Raw genomic sequence first — 19,184 nt, 5'->3', positions numbered from 1 at the left:
GCAATGCACGGCAATGCATCGTTTACGCATTCGCATGCCTTCTGTTAATCGTCATAGGCCAGTTGGCGTGCCTGGCAGTCATCTGCCCAGTCTTCGCGATAGAGCCCCTTGGCGACACTGTGATGGAAGGTCGAATAGGGCCAGTCTGATACGCGTTCAACCAGGCCATGCTTTAAGGGATTAATGTGGATGTAATCCAGATGCGCCCGGTAGTCTTGTTCATTGCGGATTGCATGTTCCCAGTATCGGCGTTGCCAGATGCCGCGTTCGCCACGCCGGGATTGGCTTTTCGAGCGTTGCTCGTATGGAGGGATATTGCGGCTGAAACGGCTTTTGATCAGAGACCAGCGGATGGCATAGTTGCAATCCCCGGCGGGGAGCTCGATCAGGCAATGCAGGTGATCCGGCAGCACCACCCAGCCATGAATAATAAACGGATGCCGGCTTCGTACATGCCGCACGGCCTCGCGCAGGGTATCGATGTGCCGGATCAAAAGATCATTATTGCGGCGTTGCTGAAGATTGACGGTAAAGAAATAGCAGCCCCCAAGGTTCCATAGCCGCAGGTACTTGGACATCCTTGTCCTCCTTTTTGGCGTTTTTCGCAATGTACCGCAGGGCGCCTGTAGGGTGCTGATGAGTGCAGCGAATCGCACCGTTTACCCGATACCTCGGTGGTTGCCCCCAGCGGCGCTGCTTTCGAGTGGTGGAATTCGCAGGCTCTTTCCACCCTACGGGTACGGCATCACACCGTTTATGTATCCACAACGGGTATTAAAGCCCGCGATAGGCATTAATGCCGGCGCGGGCTTTTTTCTGTTTGATACGGGCGTCGCTAATGGCGCTGCGGCGGGCACTGAAGAGGGCCTGCAGCTCAGTGTTCATCACCGCCAGCTCCTGTAACAGGGGCGGTGCGAAGCAGGGGTCGTCGGCCAGCTGGCTGATATCCAGTGACCGGATGCTGCCGTTCCAGCGCTCAAGCAGAGCGGCGGGGTCAATCGGTTCTGTAAGAGGCTGCTGCATCAGCTGGCGCATTTCGCCAAAGCAGGCCACAGCAATGGCGTGTTGTGCGCGCCATTGCTGCTCGGTGAGCTGTGCGTAGAGAGAAGCGTTCGGCTTATCATCCACAGTTGCCATCAGGCGGGCTCTGCGGTGCCGGTCTGGGTTGTGCCTATGGCATCCCAGCCGGCCTTGATGTCGATGATTAGCAGCGCCACTTCATTGAGTTTTTCGCTGGAGGATTCCAGGTTGGCCTGTACCAGTGTACTGGTCATATAGTCGTACAGACGATCCAGGTTAGCGGCAACTTCGTTGGTCTCGATATCCCGCAATGACCCCTGCAATTCGCCGATAATGCTGATGGCCTTGCCGATAGTCTCGCCCTTGGCCGCGTTGTCTTTGCGCTCAATAGCCCCCTTGGCTTCGGCCAGTCGCTTGAGTGTACCTTCAAGCAGCATGCCGATCAGCCGGTGTGGCGAGGCGCCCTGGGCTTCGGAACTGATATTGATCTGCTGGTAGGCTTTGGTGGCCTGAAGTCTGTTCATCTGGGTCTGTTCCGGTCTGAATAACGTTATTTATTTCTGAAATTGCTGATCTGACTGATACTTTCCAGCTGCTGGGTCAGAAAGTCGCCGGTGCTGCTGAGCTGCGCGACCATGGCATCCATGGCATTAAACTGGCTCAGCAGGCGGGCTTCAAGTGCGCTCATGCGAATATTGAGGGACTCGCGGTCATCGTCGAGCCTGGACATCTGGGTGTTGATAGACTCGGTCCGGCTGGCGAAACTGCCATCGCTTTGCAGATAGGTATCAAGACCGCTGTCGAGCCGGTTCGCCAGGCCACTCTCGGCCGAGAAAAATGCAGTCACAGCTTCAAAATTGTCCGCCAGTGCGGTTTTCAGCTTGTCGCTGTCCAGCTTCAGGGTACCATCCGTATTGGTTGTTATACCCAGATCCAGCAGGCTGCTGATCGCACCGCCGTCGTTGTAGCTGCCGGAGATCATGCTGCGCAACTGGTTCTGTACCGTACGCGTTAGGGAGTCGCCCTGCAGGCTGCCGGCCTGGCCAGTTTCGGCATTGTAGCTGGTCTGCTGGCTGATCAGGTTTTGCAGGCTGTTGTAGGCCGTGACGAAACCTTCAATAGTCGATTGAATACCGGTGGTATTGGTACCCACGCTCAGGGTCACGGGCTTGTCGGTTTCGGTGGTGTCTTTGAGCGTCAGGGTCACACCGGGAATAACCGAATCAACGGTGTTACTGGCAGAGGTCAGTGCCTGGCCTTCCAGCGTGAAGGCGGCATCGGTCGCGGCCCGTACCTGATCGTAGTTGGCGCTGTCGCCATCCAGCAGTGGGTCGGCGTTGCTGGCGTAGCTGTAGTCAAAGCCCGACAGGTCGCCGCTGGTGCTGGTACTGCTGATCGAGGTGATGCGATTTTCTTCGCCGGTGTCTTTGGATGTGAGCACCAGGCGTGGCCCGCTGGACAGATTCAAAATGGTGGCGCTGACGCCAAAGTTGTCCGAGGCTGCGTTGATAGCATCGCGCACACCTTCGAGCGTGGCATTACCGGAGTCAATATCCACACTGAAGCTGTCGCCTGCCGCGTTAGCAAAGCTCAGACTGCCAGTATCGCCAGCGTTATAGCCCTGCTGCCCAACGAGCTTATGGGCGCCGGCCAGGCGAGTGACTTCCAGGCTATAGCTGCCCAGGCTGGCAGACTCTTTTGCCGTCATGCTGGCGACAGTAGTATCGGAGGAGCTGGGTGAGCGGCTGGTAAAGTTGTCGGCATCCTGCAGTTTGGCAAAGCTGGTCTGAAAGCTGGACAGAGCGCCTTTCAGAATGCTGATGGCGGAGAGCTCCGCCTGCAGTGTGGCTTCCTTTTGATTCAGCCGTGTTTCGGTTGGGCTGCCTTCGGCGGCGACCAACTGCGATACCAGGTCGCTGATCGGCAGGCCTGAGCCATAGCCCGTGGTGGTAATTGCCATGATTTAAGCTCCCGGTATCCGTATTCGTATCAAACGGTTTCGTCGAACAGGATGCTCTGCATTTCCTGCATATGGCTGATCAGTTTCAGCAGGTCTTCAGAGGGCATCTGTTTTAGCACATCGCCGGAGTCCCGGTCGATGACCTGGATGACCTGACGGCCGCTCTGGTCATCTACGTGAAAGCTGATCCCACGCTCCATTTGCTGCATCACACTGTTGAGTGCCTCTACGGTTTCAGATACTTCCTGTACCGTGAGTTGGGCATTCTCAGTGGCAACCGCAGTGCTGTTGCTGTTGCTGCTTTGGGGGGCGATGGTGCTTGTATCGCGCGCACTCAGATTGCGCTCTGCCGCGTTGCCAGGTGAACTGCCTGTTGCCTGGGTCGACGCAGGGGAGATGATATTCATGCTTGAATCTCCTTAAAACCAAAAGGGGGCCTAAAGGCCCCCGTCAAGTATAACCACTAACGGGGACGCCCCGTTACTGCAGCAGTGACAGAACAGACTGGGGCAGGGTGTTGGCCTGCGCCAGAATGGAGGTGCCGGCCTGCTGCAGGATCTGCGCGCGGGTCAGGTTCGCAGTCTCGGCCGCGAAGTCTGCATCGGCGATACGGCTACGGGACGCCGACAGGTTCTCGGAGCTGGTCTGCAGGTTGGCGATGGTGGATGAGAAGCGGTTCTGAATCGCACCCAGGTCGGCACGGGCCGAGTTGATTGCGTTCAGTGCTCCATCCATGGCCAGAATCGCATTGTCTGCACCTTCTACGGTGGAGATATCCAGACCGGCGAAACCGGTTTGAGCGGTGCCTGCGATCTCATCGGCTCCCGCAACGGTAGTGCCACCACCAAATACGCTGGTGCCAGCGCCGGTGAAGGTATCGACGGTGACAGGTGTTGCAACGCCTGCTGCGGTGCTGGTAATGCTGATGCCAGAGCCGGAGGCTTCTACCAGGTAGGTGCCTGATGCGGCAGCATCCAGCTGGGACTGTATTTCAGCAACCAGGCCAGCCTGATTTGTCACATCAGTGGTCAGCGCCACTGTATTGCCGTCTACATTGAAGCCGGCGTTGGTGGTGGCAGTACCAGCAGTGCCTGCGGAGTTAGCAAATCCGCCTGTTTGAGCTGCAGCATTTGTGGCGGAAATCGCGACAGCTGTCTCGCTGTCATTATTAGTGATGGTAAGTGCGAAATCGGAACCAGCAACAGTGCCGGTAGAAGACACAGTATAGTTGCCGGTGCCGCCATCCAGATCTGACTGGACCTTAGCTACTAGTGCGGCTTCATTGGCATAAGCTGTGCCAGTTAGGGTCACCGTTGTGTTGGCACCACCCGCATCGACTACAAAAGTACCGGCGCCGCCCGAGAAGTCCAGAGTATTTGGGGCCTGGGTATTAGAACCACCTGCCAGTGCACCTGAAAAATCGAAGCTGGCAATCGCACCGGTCGTGTAAGAACCTGCAACCGCAGGGGTCGACACTTCCGTCCAGCTGCCCAGCGCCGCAATGTTGGAATCGGCAATACCGCTGATGCTAATGGTTTCGCCCTGGTTGGCGCCGACCTGGAAAGCCTGCTGCGTGAAGCTGCCGTCCAGCAGTTTGGTGCCGTTAAAAGAGGTCTGGTTGGCGACGCGGTCGATTTCTTCTTTCAGCTGGCTAACTTCTTTCTGCAGTGCGGCGCGATCGTCGGCGGAGTTGGTGGCGTTGCGGGACTGAACCGACAGTTCACGCATACGCTGCAGGTTGTTGCTGATTTCACTCATGGCGCCTTCAGCGGTCTGGGCCAGGGAAATACCGTCGTTTGCATTACGGGCCGCCTGGTTCAGGCCACGGATCTGGGATCCCATACGCTCGGAGATGGCAAGGCCGGCCGCATCATCCTTGGCGCTGTTGATACGCAGACCTGAGGAGAGACGCTGCAGAGATGTCTGCAGGTCGCCTTCGGACTTCATCAGGTTACGCTGGGCGTTCAGAGACGCGATGTTGGTATTGATAACAGCCATGGTGTTTCTCCTTTTACCTCCGTGGCCGTGCAAATCTGGCAGGAGGTGTTCTGAGTCATACGTAGGGATCGAAGGATCCCGATTCTGCGTGAGTGCGGTGTGAATGTATTAACGGCGCTTTACCGCGGAACTTTAGAATTTATTTTGGCCGGGGTCTTATTTGTTGTGAGTGTTGCGTGTCGGCGTCCTTTGGGCCTGAGCGAAAGTACCTGTTCAGGGGCTGTATTGGTGCTGTGCCAGTAAAGGGTGTGCCGCCTGCGGCGGTGGTGAAGGGGCAAGTGTCAAAAATATGTGACTACTGCGGTTGTACCCTGCTACTGAATGTCATAAATTTGACTATCAAAAATTCAGGTGCCGGCGAAGGATGATGCTGCCAGGTGTTCAGATACAGCTGATCGAAGATGATGCGCCGCGCCGCGAGCGCCTGATGCAGGCGCTGGAATTTGTCGGGCTGCAATGTCAGGCGACAGATTTTGTCTCCTGGCTGCAGCGCGGCGATGAGCCGGTACCGTGCTCGGTTATTCTCTTGGGAGAATGCCGCCTGCCGCTTTCGCTGGGCAAGTTGCTTACCGAGCTGCGGCGTCAGGATGCCGCCATGCCGGTTATCCTGCTGGCCGACTGGAGTGAGCAGGCCTCACTGGCGGATGAGTTTCAAGCCATGCTGGTGGGAACGCTGACGGCCACACCCAGTTACAGCGCCCTGGCGGATCTGCTGCATGCAGCCCTGTTGTACCGTCAGCAAACTGGCGCAGGCCATGTTGATCAGGTCGGGCTTTTCCCGGATCTTGTGGGAGCCAGCGAATCGCTGTTAAAGGTGCGGCGCATCATGGCGCAGGTGGCTGAACGGGATGTCAGCGTGCTGATTACTGGCGAGTCCGGCACCGGCAAGGAAGTGGTAGCGCGCAGCCTGCATGAGCACTCCTTGCGCAGCAAGGGCCCCTTCGTGCCGGTAAACTGCGGCGCCATTCCGGCGGAACTGCTTGAAAGCGAACTCTTTGGCCACGAAAAGGGCGCCTTTACCGGCGCTATCTCCAACCGTGCCGGGCGCTTCGAACTGGCCCAGGGCGGCACCCTGTTTCTTGATGAAATAGGCGATATGCCGTTACCCATGCAGGTGAAGCTGCTGCGGGTGCTGCAGGAACGTCAGTTCGAGCGGGTGGGCGGCAGCAAGACACTGGATGTGGATGTGCGCATCCTGGCGGCGACCCACAAAAACCTCGAGCAGATGATTGCCGAAGGCCTGTTCCGCGAAGACCTTTATTACCGTCTCAATGTATTTCCCATCGAGCTGCCGGCGCTGCGCGAGCGCAGCGAGGATATTCCGCCGCTGATCCGGGCGCTGGTCGGGCGCTTGAACCATCAGGGTTTTGGTCAGCTGATGTTTCATCCGGTGGCCATCGAATCCCTGCTGCGTTATCCCTGGCCCGGCAATATCCGCGAGCTGGCCAATCTGGTTGAGCGCATGGCCATCATGCATCCCGATGGCATTGTCGGCGTCTCTGAACTACCGGAAAAATTTCGCCTGATTGAAGAACCCAATCCTGAGCGTTATCGTCGTGCAAAATCGGGAGCCCTAGTCGGCGCTTCCCCCGACTCTTCAAACGGATCGGGTACTGCAGCGGCCGCGCCCGATCTGGCACGGCTGCCCGACGCCGGTATCGATCTGAAAAATCACCTTGAGTGCATAGAACAGCGCCTTATCGAACAGGCGCTGGACAGTTGCGATAACGTTGTTGCCCGCTCCGCTGACCTGCTGCAAATAAGACGCACGACACTGGTGGAGAAGATGCGCAAATATGGAATTTCGCGCAAATGACCCAGGAGCTGACAGCGGCTGAAAATCGCATTGCCGAGCTTGAAGCCGAGCTCGCTGCGGCCAGGGATGAGCTGGCGCGCGAACGAGTGACCCGCGTGGGCGAGCTGGAGCACACAGCGGGCCTGGCGGAGCGCATGCGCAAGTTGCTCGATCTGTTGCCCGCCGGCGTGATTCTGATCGACAGTGATGGCCGCGTGGCACAGGTCAATCCGGCGGCGCGGGATCTGCTGGGTGAGCCGCTGCAGGGCGAGGTGTGGGTTGAAATTATCAGACGCAGTTTTGCACCGCGCAGTGATGATGGTCATGAAGTTTCCCTGCGGGATGGCCGACGGGTGCAACTGGCGACTCGCGCCATGGATAACGAGCCGGGCCAGCTGGTGCTGCTGACTAACCAGACCGAAACACGCTTGCTGCAAACGCGGCTGTCCCATTATCAGCGCCTGTCGGAAATGGGCCGCATGATGGCCTCACTTGCGCATCAGATACGTACACCGCTGTCGGCGGCGCTGCTCTATACCTCACACCTGAATCGCCCTGTACTGGAAGACAGCCAGCGGGTGCGTTTTGCCGGCAAGGTGAAGTCGCGCCTGGTGAACCTGGAGCAGCAGGTGCGGGACATGCTGGTGTTTGCCCGTGGTGAAACCCGGCTGGATGATCGCATCAGCACCGAAGAGCTGTTCCGTGCCATAGAAGATATGCTCGATGTGCCGCTGTCGAGCCATGATGCCGACTGTGAATGCTATAACGAAGCGGCCGGCATCTGGCTGCAGTGCAACCGTGAAACCCTGCTCGGCGCCCTGCAGAACCTGGTGGACAACGCCCTGCAGGCCTGTGGGGCCGGAGCGGAACTGGTTATCCGCGCCCGTACCGATGCCGCTTTTTTGCGCCTCGAAGTGATCGATAAGGGCCCCGGCATGGACTTGCAGACAAGAACCCAGGCCATGCAGCCGTTTTACACCACCAAGTCCCACGGTACCGGCCTTGGCCTGGCGGTGGCACAGGTGGTTGCCCGCGCCCATCATGGCAGCTTTGAGCTTGATTCGGCGCCGGGGCAGGGCACCTGTGCAACACTCCTGCTGCCCTACATGGCCGATGCCAGCCAGCCGTTACCGAATGCCTGAGGGCGCCGTAGCGCCAGCTACTACATGGAAATAAGGGATATATGAGTATTCGGGTTTTAATAGTCGAAGATGATCAGGCGCTGCGTGAAGCCCTCGCGGATACCCTGGCGCTGGCGGGTTTCGAGTATCTGGAGGCCTGCGATGGCCTGCAGGCGCTTGAGCGGCTGAAGCAGTCGGCGGTGGATATAGTGGTCAGCGACGTCAACATGCCGGGGCTCGATGGCCACGGTCTGCTGGCCCGGCTGCAGCAATCCCACCCCTGCCTGCCGGTGGTGCTGATCACTGCATTTGGCCAGGTGCAGAAAGCGGTGGAGGCTATTCGCGCCGGCGCTGTCGACTATCTGATGAAGCCCTTCGAGCCTGAACAGCTTATTGAAACCATCAGGCTGCACGCAGGTGTCGCCGGTGTATCGGCGTTCGAGCCGCCTATCGCCGAGGATGCCGGCAGCCGACAATTACTACAGCTGGCACGACGGGTGGCAGAAACGGACTCCACGGTGCTGATTACCGGCGAGTCCGGCACTGGCAAGGAAGTGCTGGCACAGTATATTCACCAGCATTCGGCCCGTAACGATCAGCCCTTTGTGGCCATCAATTGCGCCGCTATTCCGGAAAACATGCTGGAAGCCACGCTGTTCGGGCATGAAAAGGGCGCCTTTACCGGCGCCTACAGCAGTCATGCTGGCAAGTTTGAACAGGCCAATGGTGGCACCTTGCTGCTGGATGAAATCAGTGAGATGGACCTTGGGCTTCAGGCCAAACTGCTGCGCGTATTGCAGGAGCAGGAGGTCGAGCGTATCGGCGGGCGCAAGGCCATTAAACTCAACGTGCGGGTGCTGGCCACCAGTAACCGCGCGCTTGAGGCTTTTGTGGCCGAGGGCCGTTTTCGCGAAGACCTGTATTACCGCCTGAATGTATTTCCGCTGCAGTGGCTGCCGCTGCGCGAGCGCCCAGGCGATGTACTGCCCCTGGCCGAGCGTCTGCTGGCCAAGCATTGCATCAAGATGCACCGCCCACCTGCCAGCCTGTGCCCCGAGGCACGCCAGTTACTGCTGGATCACGGCTGGCCCGGTAATGTACGCGAGCTGGATAACGTTATGCAGCGGGCACTCATCCTGCAAACCGGCACCCGCATTCAGGCCGCCGACCTGCATCTGGCGCCGGGGGCTATCAGTATCAGTCAGTTTGCCGCGACCCAGGTTCCGATCGAAGAAGACAGCGGGGCCCAGGCTGAAAATGGTGGTGAAGCAGACGATGCCGGCCAGCTGGGATCGGATCTGCGCCAGCATGAGTTTCAGCTTATCGTGGATGCGTTGCAGCAGAGCGGCGGCAGTCGCAAAGATGCCGCCGAGCGGCTGGGCATAAGCCCGCGCACCCTGCGCTACAAGCTGGCACGAATGCGCGAGAGCGGCTTTAGGCTGAACGATTAATACTGCGTCCAGCATTGCGCTTATGCTGTTACAGCTACGTCTGAACCATGCTGCGCTAGTCTTTTAGTACTATGGTGTGCAATGGATTGGTATTCAGTCGTACCGGGCCCCAGGCCGCTCCGGGTGGCTGTTGCAGTGCGCTGGCGCGGCCCGGATTTTGTCTGTCAGGCGCTGGATCAGGGAACGGGATATACCAATGTCTAATTCAGGACGCTGCGGTGAAGTCTGTATAACTCTACGCCATAGATCCGTTGTTAGCGTCCAGCAACTTGTCGGGCTTTTGTGCAGTAGGTCAGAGTTAAGTTCGACCGGCTGCCTGTGCGCATCCAGGATCACATAATTAAAACAAGCAATCTTAAGGGCATTTCAATGAGTGATATCAAGGTACATCCGGTGAATCCGGAATTCGCCGCCAAGGCGCATATCGATAACGCCAAATACCAGACCATGTATGATCAGTCTGTCAACGACCCGGATGCGTTCTGGGGCGAACACGGCAAGCGTCTGGACTGGTTCACGCCTTTTACCAAGGTAAAGAATACCTCCTTCGACCTGCACAACGTGGATATCCGCTGGTTTGAAGACGGTACCCTGAACGCATCCTATAACTGTCTGGATCGCCACCTTGAAGAACGCGGCGATCAGACGGCTATCATCTGGGAAGGCGACGACCCGAGCGAATCCGAGCATATCAGCTACCGTGACCTGCATGGTCGTGTCTGCCGTCTGGCCAATGCGCTGCGTGCGCAGGGCGTCAAGAAGGGCGATGTGGTTACTCTCTATATGCCGATGATTCCGGAAGCCGCCGTCGCCATGCTGGCCTGTGCCCGCATTGGTGCTGTGCACTCGGTTGTGTTTGGTGGCTTCTCGCCCGAAGCCCTGGCCAATCGCATCGACGGGGCTGAGTCGACGGTGGTGATTACCTCCGACTTCTCCCTGCGCGGTGGCAAGGTGGTACCGCTCAAGGCCAATGTCGACAAGGCCCTTACGGACCCCGCGGCGGCCAAGCTGGTCAAGACTGTGATCGTGGTGCAGCGTACCGGCGACAAGCTGGCCTGGGACGACAACCGCGATGTCTGGTATCACGACATCACCGCAGCGGCCTCGGCGCAGTGTGAAGCTGAACCTGTGCTGGCAGAAGATCCGCTGTTTATCCTCTACACCTCAGGCTCAACCGGCAAGCCCAAGGGCCTGAAGCACACCACTGGTGGTTATCTGGTGTATGCCGCCATGACCCACGAATACGTGTTCGACTACCGGCCTGGCGATATCTACTGGTGCACCGCCGACGTGGGCTGGGTCACAGGTCACAGTTATATCGTTTACGGCCCGCTGGCCAACGGTGCCACCACTCTGATGTTCGAGGGTGTGCCGAATTACCCAGACAACAGCCGCTTTGGTCGCGTGATCGAAAAGCACAAGGTCAATCAGTTCTACACCGCCCCCACGGCAATCCGCTCGCTGATGCAGCAAGGTGAAGATGTGCTGGGCAATGCAGATCTGTCGAGCCTGCGCCTGCTGGGGTCCGTTGGTGAGCCGATCAACCCTGAAGCCTGGGAGTGGTATAACCGTGTCGTGGGCAAAGACAGCTGCCCCATCGTCGATACCTGGTGGCAGACCGAAACCGGCGGCATCATGATTACGCCGCTGCCGGGCGCCATAGATACCAAGCCCGGATCTGCGACGCGGCCGTTCTTTGGCGTGCTGCCTGCGCTGGTGGACAACGAAGGCAACGAACTGGAAGGTGCCGTTGATGGCAACCTGGTGATCAAGGATTCCTGGCCGGGCCAGAGCCGCTCTATCTGGGGGGATCACGAACGTTTCTCCCAGACCTACTTCAGCACCTTCAAAGGCTACTACACCACCGGTGATGGCGCCCGCCGTGATGCCGATGGCTATTACTGGATTACCGGTCGTGTCGATGATGTGATCAATGTTTCCGGTCATCGCATGGGTACCGCCGAGGTGGAATCTGCGCTGGTGGCACACCCTGCGGTGGCGGAAGCCGCGGTGGTGGGTTATCCCCATAGCCTGAAGGGCCAGGGTATCTATGTTTATGTGACACTGCAGTCGGGCTTCGAGGCATCCGATGAGCTGCTCAAGGAACTGCGTACCTGGGTACGTTCGGAAATCGGCCCCATCGCTTCGCCGGATCTGATCCAGTTCGCACCTGGCATGCCCAAGACGCGCTCCGGCAAAATCATGCGCCGCATTCTGCGCAAGATTGCCGAAGACGATTACGGCGCCCTGGGTGATACATCGACCCTTGCCGACCCTTCGGTGGTGGATGATCTGATCGAAAATCGCCTAAATCGCAAGGCCTGAAACGACGGCCGCTGACAGCCCTGTCAGCGGCCACAGGCCTGTGTCTCTTCGAAAATATCTGCACTAGCTTCACATAAATGCCTCCCGGCCTCTGGTCGTGGCGGCATTTTGTCTTTAAAGTCAGGCTGCGTACCGCAGGTGCAAAGTTGCCTCAAGGGCAGGTCGTGTTCTTGATAGGAACTGTTTGCAAGGAACGGTCGCAAAGGCTAAAAGGCAAGGCTGCCGATAACCGGATGGACTGCGGTTTGGCATATAATAAAACCCGGTAACGGGTACGCAGATGGAGATACCGCATGCAGTTAGCGCAAAAAATCATCATCGCCGATGACCATCCGCTGTTTCGGGCCGCACTGAAACAAGCGGTATCCCAGGCTGTGCCGGGGGTGGAAATCGTCGAGGCCGATACGCTGGCGGCGGTGCAGGAAGCGGTGGACAAACATCCGGACGCCGATCTGGTATTACTGGATATTCATATGCCGGGCGCCAATGGTTTTTCCGGGCTGGTGTTTCTGCGCGGACAGAATCCGGGTATTCCGGTGGTGGTGGTGTCCGGCAGCGAGCAAGTGCATGTTATGCAGCGGGCGATCGAGTACGGCGCCTCGGGTTTTATCCCCAAGTCGGCACCACTGGAGGTGATTGCCGAGGCCATTACGGCGGTGCTGCAGGGCGAAGAGTGGCTGCCGCAGGAAATCGCTGACAGTTTCGATCAGGTTGAGCCTGAGGATCAGCGCTTTGCCCGGGCTTTGGTATCCCTGACGCCGCAGCAGTTCCGGGTGCTCACCATGCTCACCGAGGGTCTGCTGAACAAGCAGATCGCCTATGAGCTGAGCGTGTCCGAGGCCACGATCAAGGCCCATGTCACCGCCATACTGCGCAAACTCGGCGTCAATAGCCGTACCCAGGCGGTAATAGCGGCCCAGCGCCTGGGCGTTGAGCCGCCTAAAACCGAACTGAAGTAGTCGAGGGACGTTCGGTAAGCCGGGAGCTTTCAGCTTACGGCTGAAAGCTCTAATCACGAATCACGAAGACTGGTAATTAGTCATTGGTGATTGGTGACTATCTCGAAACTCGCTTTGAGCTCCGTTCCCGGAATTCGCAAACTTATTCCAGTCTACGCGCTCTTTTTCTCTTTCTGTCTTTGCCCCTAGCCCCTAGCCTCTTTCCCCTCGCGCCTCGCCCCTCGCCCCTAACCCTTGTCGCTGGCAATCAGCTTGTTGATCATGGCGCGCAGTGCCGCGGGCTTTACCGGCTTGTTCAGCAAATGCACACCCCTGGTGGCAATTTCATCGCTGACCCGGTCTGTGCGATCGGCGGTGATGATCACCGCAGGTATGGGTTTTGGCCAGAAAGCCTGCATGGCTTCAAGCGCCATGAGTCCGGTATAGGTTTCCCCCAGGTGAAAGTCGGCCAGAATAATATCGGGCTCAAAGCCGGTGCCGTCCAGCTGTTGCCGTACTTCATCCACCGACAGCGCCGTGATGGCCTCGCAGGACCAGCCATTAAGCAGCGCCCGCATGCCCTCGAGGATCTTGGGTTCGTTGTCGATCACCAGCACCTTCACGCCAATGAGGCCCTTGCTGCGAATCCAGCCGCGCTGCTCGGTTTTCTGCCGCACGGCCTTGCTGGGGTCGCCAAAGGGCACTTCAATGCTGAAGGCCGTACCTTTGCCGGGCCACGAACGTACCTCGATTCGATGGCCAAGAATGCGGGCGATTCGCTCGGTGATGGCAAGGCCCAGGCCTAGCCCCTTCACCTGACTGTGGCGCGGGTTGTCGATGCGCCTGAATTCCTCGAACACCTCATCCAGCTTGTCCGGAGCTATGCCGACCCCGGTATCCCACACCTCGATACGCAGTCTGTCGCCGCGGCGCCGGCAGCCCAGCAATACCTTGCCGTGCTGGGTGTAGCGGATGGCGTTGGAGATGAAATTCTGCAGAATGCGGCGCAGCAGCGCCTGGTCGGAGGCAATCACCTGCTTCGAGTTGCACCAGCGCAGTTGCAGCTGTTTCTCTACCGCCAAAAGGCTGAACTCGGTACTGAGGTTGGTAAGCATGGTGCTGATGGAAAAATCAGTCACATTGGCGACCAGAGCGCCGGCGTCCAGCTTGGAAATGTCCAGCAGGGTGGTGATCAGCTCTTCCGCCGCCTTGAGGGATGAATCCAGGTTTTCCACCAGTTGATGGGTGCTCTGATCGTGGCTTTGCTGTGCCAGGGCGGAGGTGAACAGGCGCGCGGCATTGAGCGGTTGCAGCAGATCATGGCTGGCGGCAGCCAGGAAGCGGGTTTTGCCCAGGTTTGCAGCTTCCGCCTCGGCCTTGGCCTGGCGCAGTTCGTCCTCTATCAGGGCGCGAATGGTGTTTTCCTTGCGCAGCTCGCGGTTGACCGTTGACAGCGCCTGGGTACGCTCGCGCACGCGCTCTTCCAGGGTTTCATTGGTTTCCTTGAGCGCGAGTTCTGCGGTGCGCCTTTCGGTGATGTCCTGATAGAGCGTGAAGTAGCCCACCACTTGGTGCTGCTCGTCGAAGTGGGGGATATAGGTGACTTCGGCGTAACGCGGCGAGTCGGTGGGAATCTGGCTCGGCATTACAGACTCGAAGCGCACCCGCTGGCCGCGCAGAACCTGCTCTATATACAGATTGCGATAACTGACCTGGGCCTTGCTGAGGACCGTTTCGTAGGCGAGTCCCTGCACGTGGTGCCGGTCTATGCCAAAGGCGTCGGCGTAGGCCTTGTTGACGAACAGAAAGCGTCGCTGCGGATCCAGAAAGGCGATCAGGATGGGCACATTGTCGGTATAGGTGCGCACATTCTGCTCGCTTTCACGCAGCGCAGCTTCGGTGCGTTTGTGATTGGTGATGTCGGCGTAGGTGGTGACAAAGCCGCCGTTGGGCATGGGGTTGCCGAGGATCTCGAGTACAGTGCCATCGGGGCGATGGCGTTCGTACAGGTGGGGATCATGGCTTACCTGGCTGCCCATGCGTTGTGTTACCAGAGCTTCGATATCACCGTCACCGTATTCGCCCTGCTGGGCGTTGTAACGGAATATCTCCTCGATCGGGCGACCGACACAGATAAGGCCTTCGGGGTACTTGAACATTTCCAGGTAGCGCCGATTCCAGGCGACCAAACGCAGCTGCTGATCCACCACGCTGATGCCCTGGGTGACGTGCTCTATGGTGGATTGCAGCAGTGAGCGGTTGAAGCGCAGCGCCTTGGAGGCCTCATCGACGATGGTGACGACATCGCCAATCTGCATTTCCTTGCCGCGCAGCACCGAGGCCAGCACGATACGGGCCGAAGATGCCCCGATGACGCCCGCCAGAAGGCGTTCGGTAAAGCGGATCAGTTCCGCCGTTGCCTTGTCACCTGAGAGCGGCGGTTTTTCGCCCTGCTGGGTCGCAAAACCGGCAAAGGCCTGCTGCACGCGATGGCTCCCCAGAAAGCGTTCGGCCAGGGTCTGCAGATCGCCAACCGTGACCTGGCTGTAATGGCGTGACGGATCCTGCAGCTCTTTGCTGTAGACATCAACAAAGGCGCTGGCCTGGATGCGATCCACCAGGCGCGAGCCGCTGTAGTGTGACATCAGCACATAGAGCCCGAGGTTGACGGCCAGGCTCCAGATCACGCCGTGGCTGAGCGGGTCCAGCCCTGTCCAGCTGCGCAGGCCCAAAAGATCGGTGGGGGAGAGCCAGCCACCGGCGGCGGCACTTGCTGGTAGCAGGGCGTCCGAAATCAGTCTGGCGTCGATCAGGGTGGGAATCACCAGGGTATAAACCCAGAGGCAGAAACCGCCCGCCAGCCCCGCCAGAGCGCCGTAACGGGCGCCGCGCTTCCAATAGAGGCCGCCCAGAATGGCGGGCAGAAACTGAATGGCAGCGACAAACGCCAGCAGGCCGAAGGAGGCGAGGGAGCCGCGATCTCCCAGAATGCGGTAGTAGAAGTAGGCCAGCAGCAGCAGGCTGACAATGGTGATGCGGCGCACCTGCAGCAGCAGGCCTCCAAGATCGTTGTTTTCCGCCAGCTTGAGGCGCGGTGTGCGCAGCAGCAAGGGCATGACGATGTCGTTGCACACCATGGTGGCCAGGGTCACGCTGGCCACAATCACCATGCTGGTGGAGGCCGAGAGGCCACCGATAAAGGCCAGGGTCGCCAGTGCCTTGTAATCGGCGGCCAGGGGCAGCATCAGTACAAAAATGTCGGTATCGACGTTCTGATTGCCAAACACCATGTAGCCCGCGACCGAAATCGGGAGCACAAAGGCGGCCAGCGCCACCAGGTAAAGCGGGAACAGCCAGCGGGCGGTGCGCAGATTGGCGACATCGGTGTTTTCGACAATGGTGACGTGGAACTGGCGTGGCAGGCAGAGGACCGCGCCGCAGGCCAGCAGGGTCTCGGTGAGGAAGCTGTCCTTCAGAAGGCTGCCAAAATTTTCGTTGTAACTCAGCTGGTTGGCCAGGTTGAACAGCATGTCGTCCAGACCTTCAAAGACATTAAAGGTGACAAAGAGGCCGACGGCAATAAAGGCGGTGAGTTTGACGATGGATTCGAACGCCACGGCCAGCACCATGCCCTCGTGGTGCTCGGTCGCGTCTATATGGCGGGTACCGAACAGTATGGCGAATACTGCCATCAGCAGGGCCACGAACAGGGCGGTATCGTTGCCCTTGCTCAGGGCATCGCTGGCCGCGGGTGCCAGCGCATCGTAGCTGATGGCCACGGCTTTCAGCTGCAGCGCTATATAGGGAATGGTGCCCAGTACCGCGATCACCGTGACCATCACCGCGAGGCTCTGACTCTTGCCGTAGCGGGACGAGACAAAATCGGCGATGGAGGTGATATTTTGCTCTTTGCTCACCAGAATCATTTTTTCCAGCACACGCCAGCCAAAAATGAATACCAGAAAGGGGCCCAGGTACGTGGCCAGAAATTCCCAGCCACTGGACGCGGCCCGGCCCACGGCACCGTAAAAGGTCCAGGATGAGCAATACACCGCCAGGGACAGCGAGTAGATAACCGGATTGGCAGCGTAGGAGCGCCCCTTGCGGGTGCTGTCGCCATAATAGGCAATGGCAAAAAGCAGGCCTACATAAGCCAGTGAAATCAGTATTATGGTCCAGCCGGAAAACATAGGCGCCGCTGTCTCCGCGTTGATCTTTACAGTCTCTGCTTATTTGCAGAACTTTGCCGTACGACTATTGTATAACGTGTTGCCACGGGCTGTGTTTGCTAATGCGGTTATCGTGAAAAATGCCCGTATGACGGGGCCTGTGAGCAAGTGTGGATACTCTTCAGTGGTCTGCTATACACAGGGTTGGACTAAAGTCGGGGCTATTTAATCAGCAGTGCTCTGCTAGATTGAAGCTGTCCTGATTTTAATTAATCCTGCTAACAACAATAAAGGAATGGTGCTATGTCCCTAAGTCCTGAAAAAGCCCTTGCCTACTGGCGCGCTAACCTGCGCATCATCTGGACCTATCTCGCGATCTGGTTCGTGGTGTCCTACGGCTGCGGCATTCTGTTTGTTGAGCAACTTGATGCAATTCAATTCTTCGGCTTTCCGCTGGGGTTCTGGTTTGCGCAGCAAGGCTCTATCTTCATTTTCGTCATCTTGATCTGGGCCTATGTGTTCAGTACCAACAAGCTTGACGAAAAATATGACGTTCACGAATAACAACGATAAAAGACACTAGAAGGGCGGCATTATTATGAGTCTCGATTTACTCACATACCTTTTTATCGGGGGCTCCTTTGCGCTCTATATCGGTATTGCGATATGGGCCAGGGCCGGATCAACCAAAGAGTTTTACGTGGCAGGCGGTGGTGTTCACCCGATTGCCAACGGTATGGCTACGGCGGCGGACTGGATGTCTGCAGCATCCTTTATTTCTCTGGCCGGGATCATTTCCTTCGTCGGTCGTGATGGTTCTGCCTATCTGATGGGCTGGACCGGCGGTTACGTGATGCTGGCAATGCTGCTGGCGCCCTACCTGCGCAAGTTTGGCAAATTTACCGTGCCGGATTTCGTCGGTGATCGCTATTACAGCAATACTGCGCGCATGATTGCCGTGCTTTGCACCATCGTTATTTCCTTCACCTATGTGGCGGGGCAGATGCGTGGTGTGGGCATAGTGTTCTCCCGTTACCTGCATGTTGATGTTAATACCGGCGTACTCCTGGGCATGGCCATCGTGTTCTTCTATGCCGTGCTGGGTGGCATGAAAGGTATTACCTACACCCAGGTGGCGCAGTACTGCGTGCTGATCCTGGCGTTTACGGTGCCTGCGTTCTTCCTGTCGGCACAGATTACCGGTCATTTCCTGCCCCAGATTGGTCTGGGAGCAACTCTGGGTTCGGGTCAGTCGGTGCTGGCAACCCTGGATTCGCTGTCGGTGGAGCTCGGCTTCAAGGCTTATACCGATGGCAGCAAGTCGACCATTGATATGGTGTTCTTTACCGTGGCGCTGATGGCGGGTACCGCCGGTCTGCCCCACGTTATTGTGCGCTTCTTTACTGTGCCACGCGTCAAGGATGCCCGTACCTCTGCCGGTTGGGCACTGATCTTTATCGCCATTCTGTACACCTCTATTCCGGGCGTGGCGGGCTTTGGCCGCGTGAACCTGATCAATACCATTAATGGTGACGACAAGGCGGGTACCGCTTATGCCGAAATGCCGAGCTGGTTCAAGAACTGGGAAACATCGGGTCTGATCGGCTGGTACGACCATAATGGTGATGGCAAGGTGCAGTATGCGGCCGGTGATGCCTTTGAAGGCAGCAAGCCCGACTTCACAGAAGGTGCCGGTGAGTTTGGTCAGCGCCTGGTCAGCAACCCGAAAATGGAGCCTGCGGCAGTCAATGGTGCGCCTTTTGCCAACGAAGTCTATGTCGATCGCGACATCATGGTGCTGGCGAACCCCGAGATTGCCAATCTGCCGGCCTGGGTCATAGCGCTGGTAGCAGCCGGTGCAGTGGCTGCGGCGCTTTCGACGGCGGCAGGTCTGCTGTTGGTCATATCGACGGCCATAGCGCATGACATGATGAAGAAAACCATTAATCCCAACATAACCGACAAGCAGGAGCTGATGTACGCCCGACTTGCCGCTGTGGTGGCCATCTGTATCGCAGGCTACTTCGGGATAAATCCGCCGGGATTTGTGGCTCAGGTGGTGGCACTGGCCTTCGGTCTGGCCTGTGCGTCGGTGTTCCCGGTGTTGCTGATGGGTATCTTCAGCAAGCGCATGAATACCGAGGGTGCTGTGACCGGGATGCTGGTGGGTCTGGTATCGACCATGGGCTACATCATCTACTTCAAGTTCATGGGTGGCAGCCCGGATGACTACTTCTTCGGAATTTCGCCCGAAGGCTTTGGTACTGTCGGCATGATCCTGAATTTTGCCTCTGCGTTCCTGGTGTCGTCGATGACGCCCGCGCCTTCGGCTGAAATCCAGGCGATTGTCGAGAACATCCGTATCCCACGCGGAGCGGGTGAAGCGCACGCGCACTAACCATCTGAG

Annotated in this window: 14 protein-coding genes and 1 pseudogene; 7 read left to right on the top strand and 8 right to left on the bottom strand. The window is 58.1% G+C overall.

What is annotated here, in order from left to right; all coding sequences use genetic code 11:
* Positions 1–44: 44 nt before the first annotated feature.
* The 7 genes and pseudogenes from MPRO_RS04570 to MPRO_RS26635 form a co-directional block, all read right to left on the bottom strand.
* Positions 45–578 carry an REP-associated tyrosine transposase gene (locus MPRO_RS04570; RefSeq protein WP_067287948.1) on the bottom strand — a complete coding sequence of 178 codons (534 nt, stop codon included), beginning with the start codon at positions 576–578 and terminating at the stop codon, positions 45–47.
* Between the two features lie 196 nt (positions 579–774).
* Positions 775–1,137: a hypothetical protein gene (locus MPRO_RS04565; protein ID WP_067287945.1), complete on the bottom strand. Its 363-nt coding sequence runs from the start codon at positions 1,135–1,137 to the stop codon at positions 775–777.
* Complete coding sequence (gene fliS, locus MPRO_RS04560) at positions 1,137–1,544, bottom strand: flagellar export chaperone FliS (protein ID WP_067287942.1); 408 nt, start codon at positions 1,542–1,544, stop codon at positions 1,137–1,139. The genes MPRO_RS04565 and fliS overlap by 1 nt, the downstream gene beginning before the upstream one ends.
* Before the next feature lie 26 nt (positions 1,545–1,570).
* Positions 1,571–2,980 carry a flagellar filament capping protein FliD gene (gene fliD, locus MPRO_RS04555; protein ID WP_067287937.1) on the bottom strand — a complete coding sequence of 470 codons (1,410 nt, stop codon included), beginning with the start codon at positions 2,978–2,980 and terminating at the stop codon, positions 1,571–1,573.
* A 29-nt stretch (positions 2,981–3,009) separates the two neighbouring features.
* Positions 3,010–3,387 carry a flagellar protein FlaG gene (locus MPRO_RS04550; RefSeq protein WP_067287935.1) on the bottom strand — a complete coding sequence of 126 codons (378 nt, stop codon included), beginning with the start codon at positions 3,385–3,387 and terminating at the stop codon, positions 3,010–3,012.
* A 73-nt stretch (positions 3,388–3,460) separates the two neighbouring features.
* A complete protein-coding gene (locus MPRO_RS26640) occupies positions 3,461–4,000 on the bottom strand; it encodes a flagellin (RefSeq protein WP_439646779.1) in 540 nt (179 codons plus the stop codon).
* Positions 4,001–4,612: 612 nt separating this feature from the next.
* Positions 4,613–4,927 (bottom strand): annotated as a pseudogene (locus MPRO_RS26635) (flagellin N-terminal helical domain-containing protein); the annotation flags it as partial.
* Positions 4,928–5,342: 415 nt separating this feature from the next.
* Between MPRO_RS26635 and MPRO_RS04540 the strand changes: the two are divergent.
* The 5 genes from MPRO_RS04540 (at position 5,343) to MPRO_RS04520 (ending at position 12,629) form a co-directional block, all read left to right on the top strand.
* Positions 5,343–6,794: a sigma-54 dependent transcriptional regulator gene (locus MPRO_RS04540; RefSeq protein ID WP_102136263.1), complete on the top strand. Its 1,452-nt coding sequence runs from the start codon at positions 5,343–5,345 to the stop codon at positions 6,792–6,794.
* Positions 6,791–7,915, top strand: a complete 1,125-nt coding sequence (locus MPRO_RS04535; protein ID WP_067287931.1) for a sensor histidine kinase — start codon at positions 6,791–6,793, stop codon at positions 7,913–7,915. The genes MPRO_RS04540 and MPRO_RS04535 overlap by 4 nt, the downstream gene beginning before the upstream one ends.
* Positions 7,916–7,956: 41 nt before the next feature.
* On the top strand, positions 7,957–9,345 hold the full coding sequence (locus tag MPRO_RS04530; RefSeq protein ID WP_067287928.1) for a sigma-54-dependent transcriptional regulator: 1,389 nt from the start codon (positions 7,957–7,959) through the stop codon (positions 9,343–9,345).
* Between the two features lie 369 nt (positions 9,346–9,714).
* Positions 9,715–11,670, top strand: a complete 1,956-nt coding sequence (acs, locus tag MPRO_RS04525; protein ID WP_067287926.1) for an acetate--CoA ligase — start codon at positions 9,715–9,717, stop codon at positions 11,668–11,670.
* Positions 11,671–11,963: 293 nt separating this feature from the next.
* Positions 11,964–12,629, top strand: a complete 666-nt coding sequence (locus MPRO_RS04520) for a response regulator transcription factor (RefSeq protein WP_067287922.1) — start codon at positions 11,964–11,966, stop codon at positions 12,627–12,629.
* A gap of 227 nt (positions 12,630–12,856) precedes the next feature.
* On the opposite strand, the gene MPRO_RS04515 is transcribed toward MPRO_RS04520, so the two are convergent.
* A complete protein-coding gene (locus MPRO_RS04515) occupies positions 12,857–16,798 on the bottom strand; it encodes a hybrid sensor histidine kinase/response regulator (RefSeq protein ID WP_067287919.1) in 3,942 nt (1,313 codons plus the stop codon).
* Between the two features lie 282 nt (positions 16,799–17,080).
* On the opposite strand from MPRO_RS04515, the gene MPRO_RS04510 reads away from it, so the two are divergent.
* Together MPRO_RS04510 and MPRO_RS04505 are read left to right on the top strand one after the other, a co-directional pair.
* Complete coding sequence (locus MPRO_RS04510; RefSeq protein WP_067287916.1) at positions 17,081–17,341, top strand: DUF4212 domain-containing protein; 261 nt, start codon at positions 17,081–17,083, stop codon at positions 17,339–17,341.
* A gap of 34 nt (positions 17,342–17,375) precedes the next feature.
* Positions 17,376–19,175, top strand: coding sequence for a sodium:solute symporter family protein (locus MPRO_RS04505; RefSeq protein ID WP_067287912.1), 1,800 nt, complete (start codon positions 17,376–17,378; stop codon positions 19,173–19,175).
* Positions 19,176–19,184: the final 9 nt, after the last annotated feature.

This window comes from Marinobacterium profundum, assembly GCF_001528745.1.
Lineage (GTDB): Bacteria > Pseudomonadota > Gammaproteobacteria > Pseudomonadales > Balneatricaceae > Marinobacterium_A > Marinobacterium_A profundum.
This window is presented reverse-complemented; position numbering and strand designations above follow the sequence as displayed.

Excerpts from the sequence above, each read along its gene's own strand:
- MPRO_RS04535 (WP_067287931.1), top strand. The coding sequence starts at position 6,791 with ATGACCCAGGAGCTGACAGCGGCTGAAAATCGCATTGCCGAGCTTGAA.
- MPRO_RS04515 (WP_067287919.1), bottom strand. The coding sequence starts at position 16,798 with ATGTTTTCCGGCTGGACCATAATACTGATTTCACTGGCTTATGTAGGC.
- fliS (WP_067287942.1), bottom strand. The coding sequence starts at position 1,544 with ATGAACAGACTTCAGGCCACCAAAGCCTACCAGCAGATCAATATCAGT.
- MPRO_RS04520 (WP_067287922.1), top strand. The coding sequence starts at position 11,964 with ATGCAGTTAGCGCAAAAAATCATCATCGCCGATGACCATCCGCTGTTT.
- acs (WP_067287926.1), top strand. The coding sequence starts at position 9,715 with ATGAGTGATATCAAGGTACATCCGGTGAATCCGGAATTCGCCGCCAAG.
- MPRO_RS04510 (WP_067287916.1), top strand. The coding sequence starts at position 17,081 with ATGTCCCTAAGTCCTGAAAAAGCCCTTGCCTACTGGCGCGCTAACCTG.
- MPRO_RS04570 (WP_067287948.1), bottom strand. The coding sequence starts at position 578 with ATGTCCAAGTACCTGCGGCTATGGAACCTTGGGGGCTGCTATTTCTTT.
- fliD (WP_067287937.1), bottom strand. The coding sequence starts at position 2,980 with ATGGCAATTACCACCACGGGCTATGGCTCAGGCCTGCCGATCAGCGAC.
- MPRO_RS04505 (WP_067287912.1), top strand. The coding sequence starts at position 17,376 with ATGAGTCTCGATTTACTCACATACCTTTTTATCGGGGGCTCCTTTGCG.
- MPRO_RS04540 (WP_102136263.1), top strand. The coding sequence starts at position 5,343 with ATGATGCTGCCAGGTGTTCAGATACAGCTGATCGAAGATGATGCGCCG.
- MPRO_RS04550 (WP_067287935.1), bottom strand. The coding sequence starts at position 3,387 with ATGAATATCATCTCCCCTGCGTCGACCCAGGCAACAGGCAGTTCACCT.
- MPRO_RS04530 (WP_067287928.1), top strand. The coding sequence starts at position 7,957 with ATGAGTATTCGGGTTTTAATAGTCGAAGATGATCAGGCGCTGCGTGAA.
- MPRO_RS04565 (WP_067287945.1), bottom strand. The coding sequence starts at position 1,137 with ATGGCAACTGTGGATGATAAGCCGAACGCTTCTCTCTACGCACAGCTC.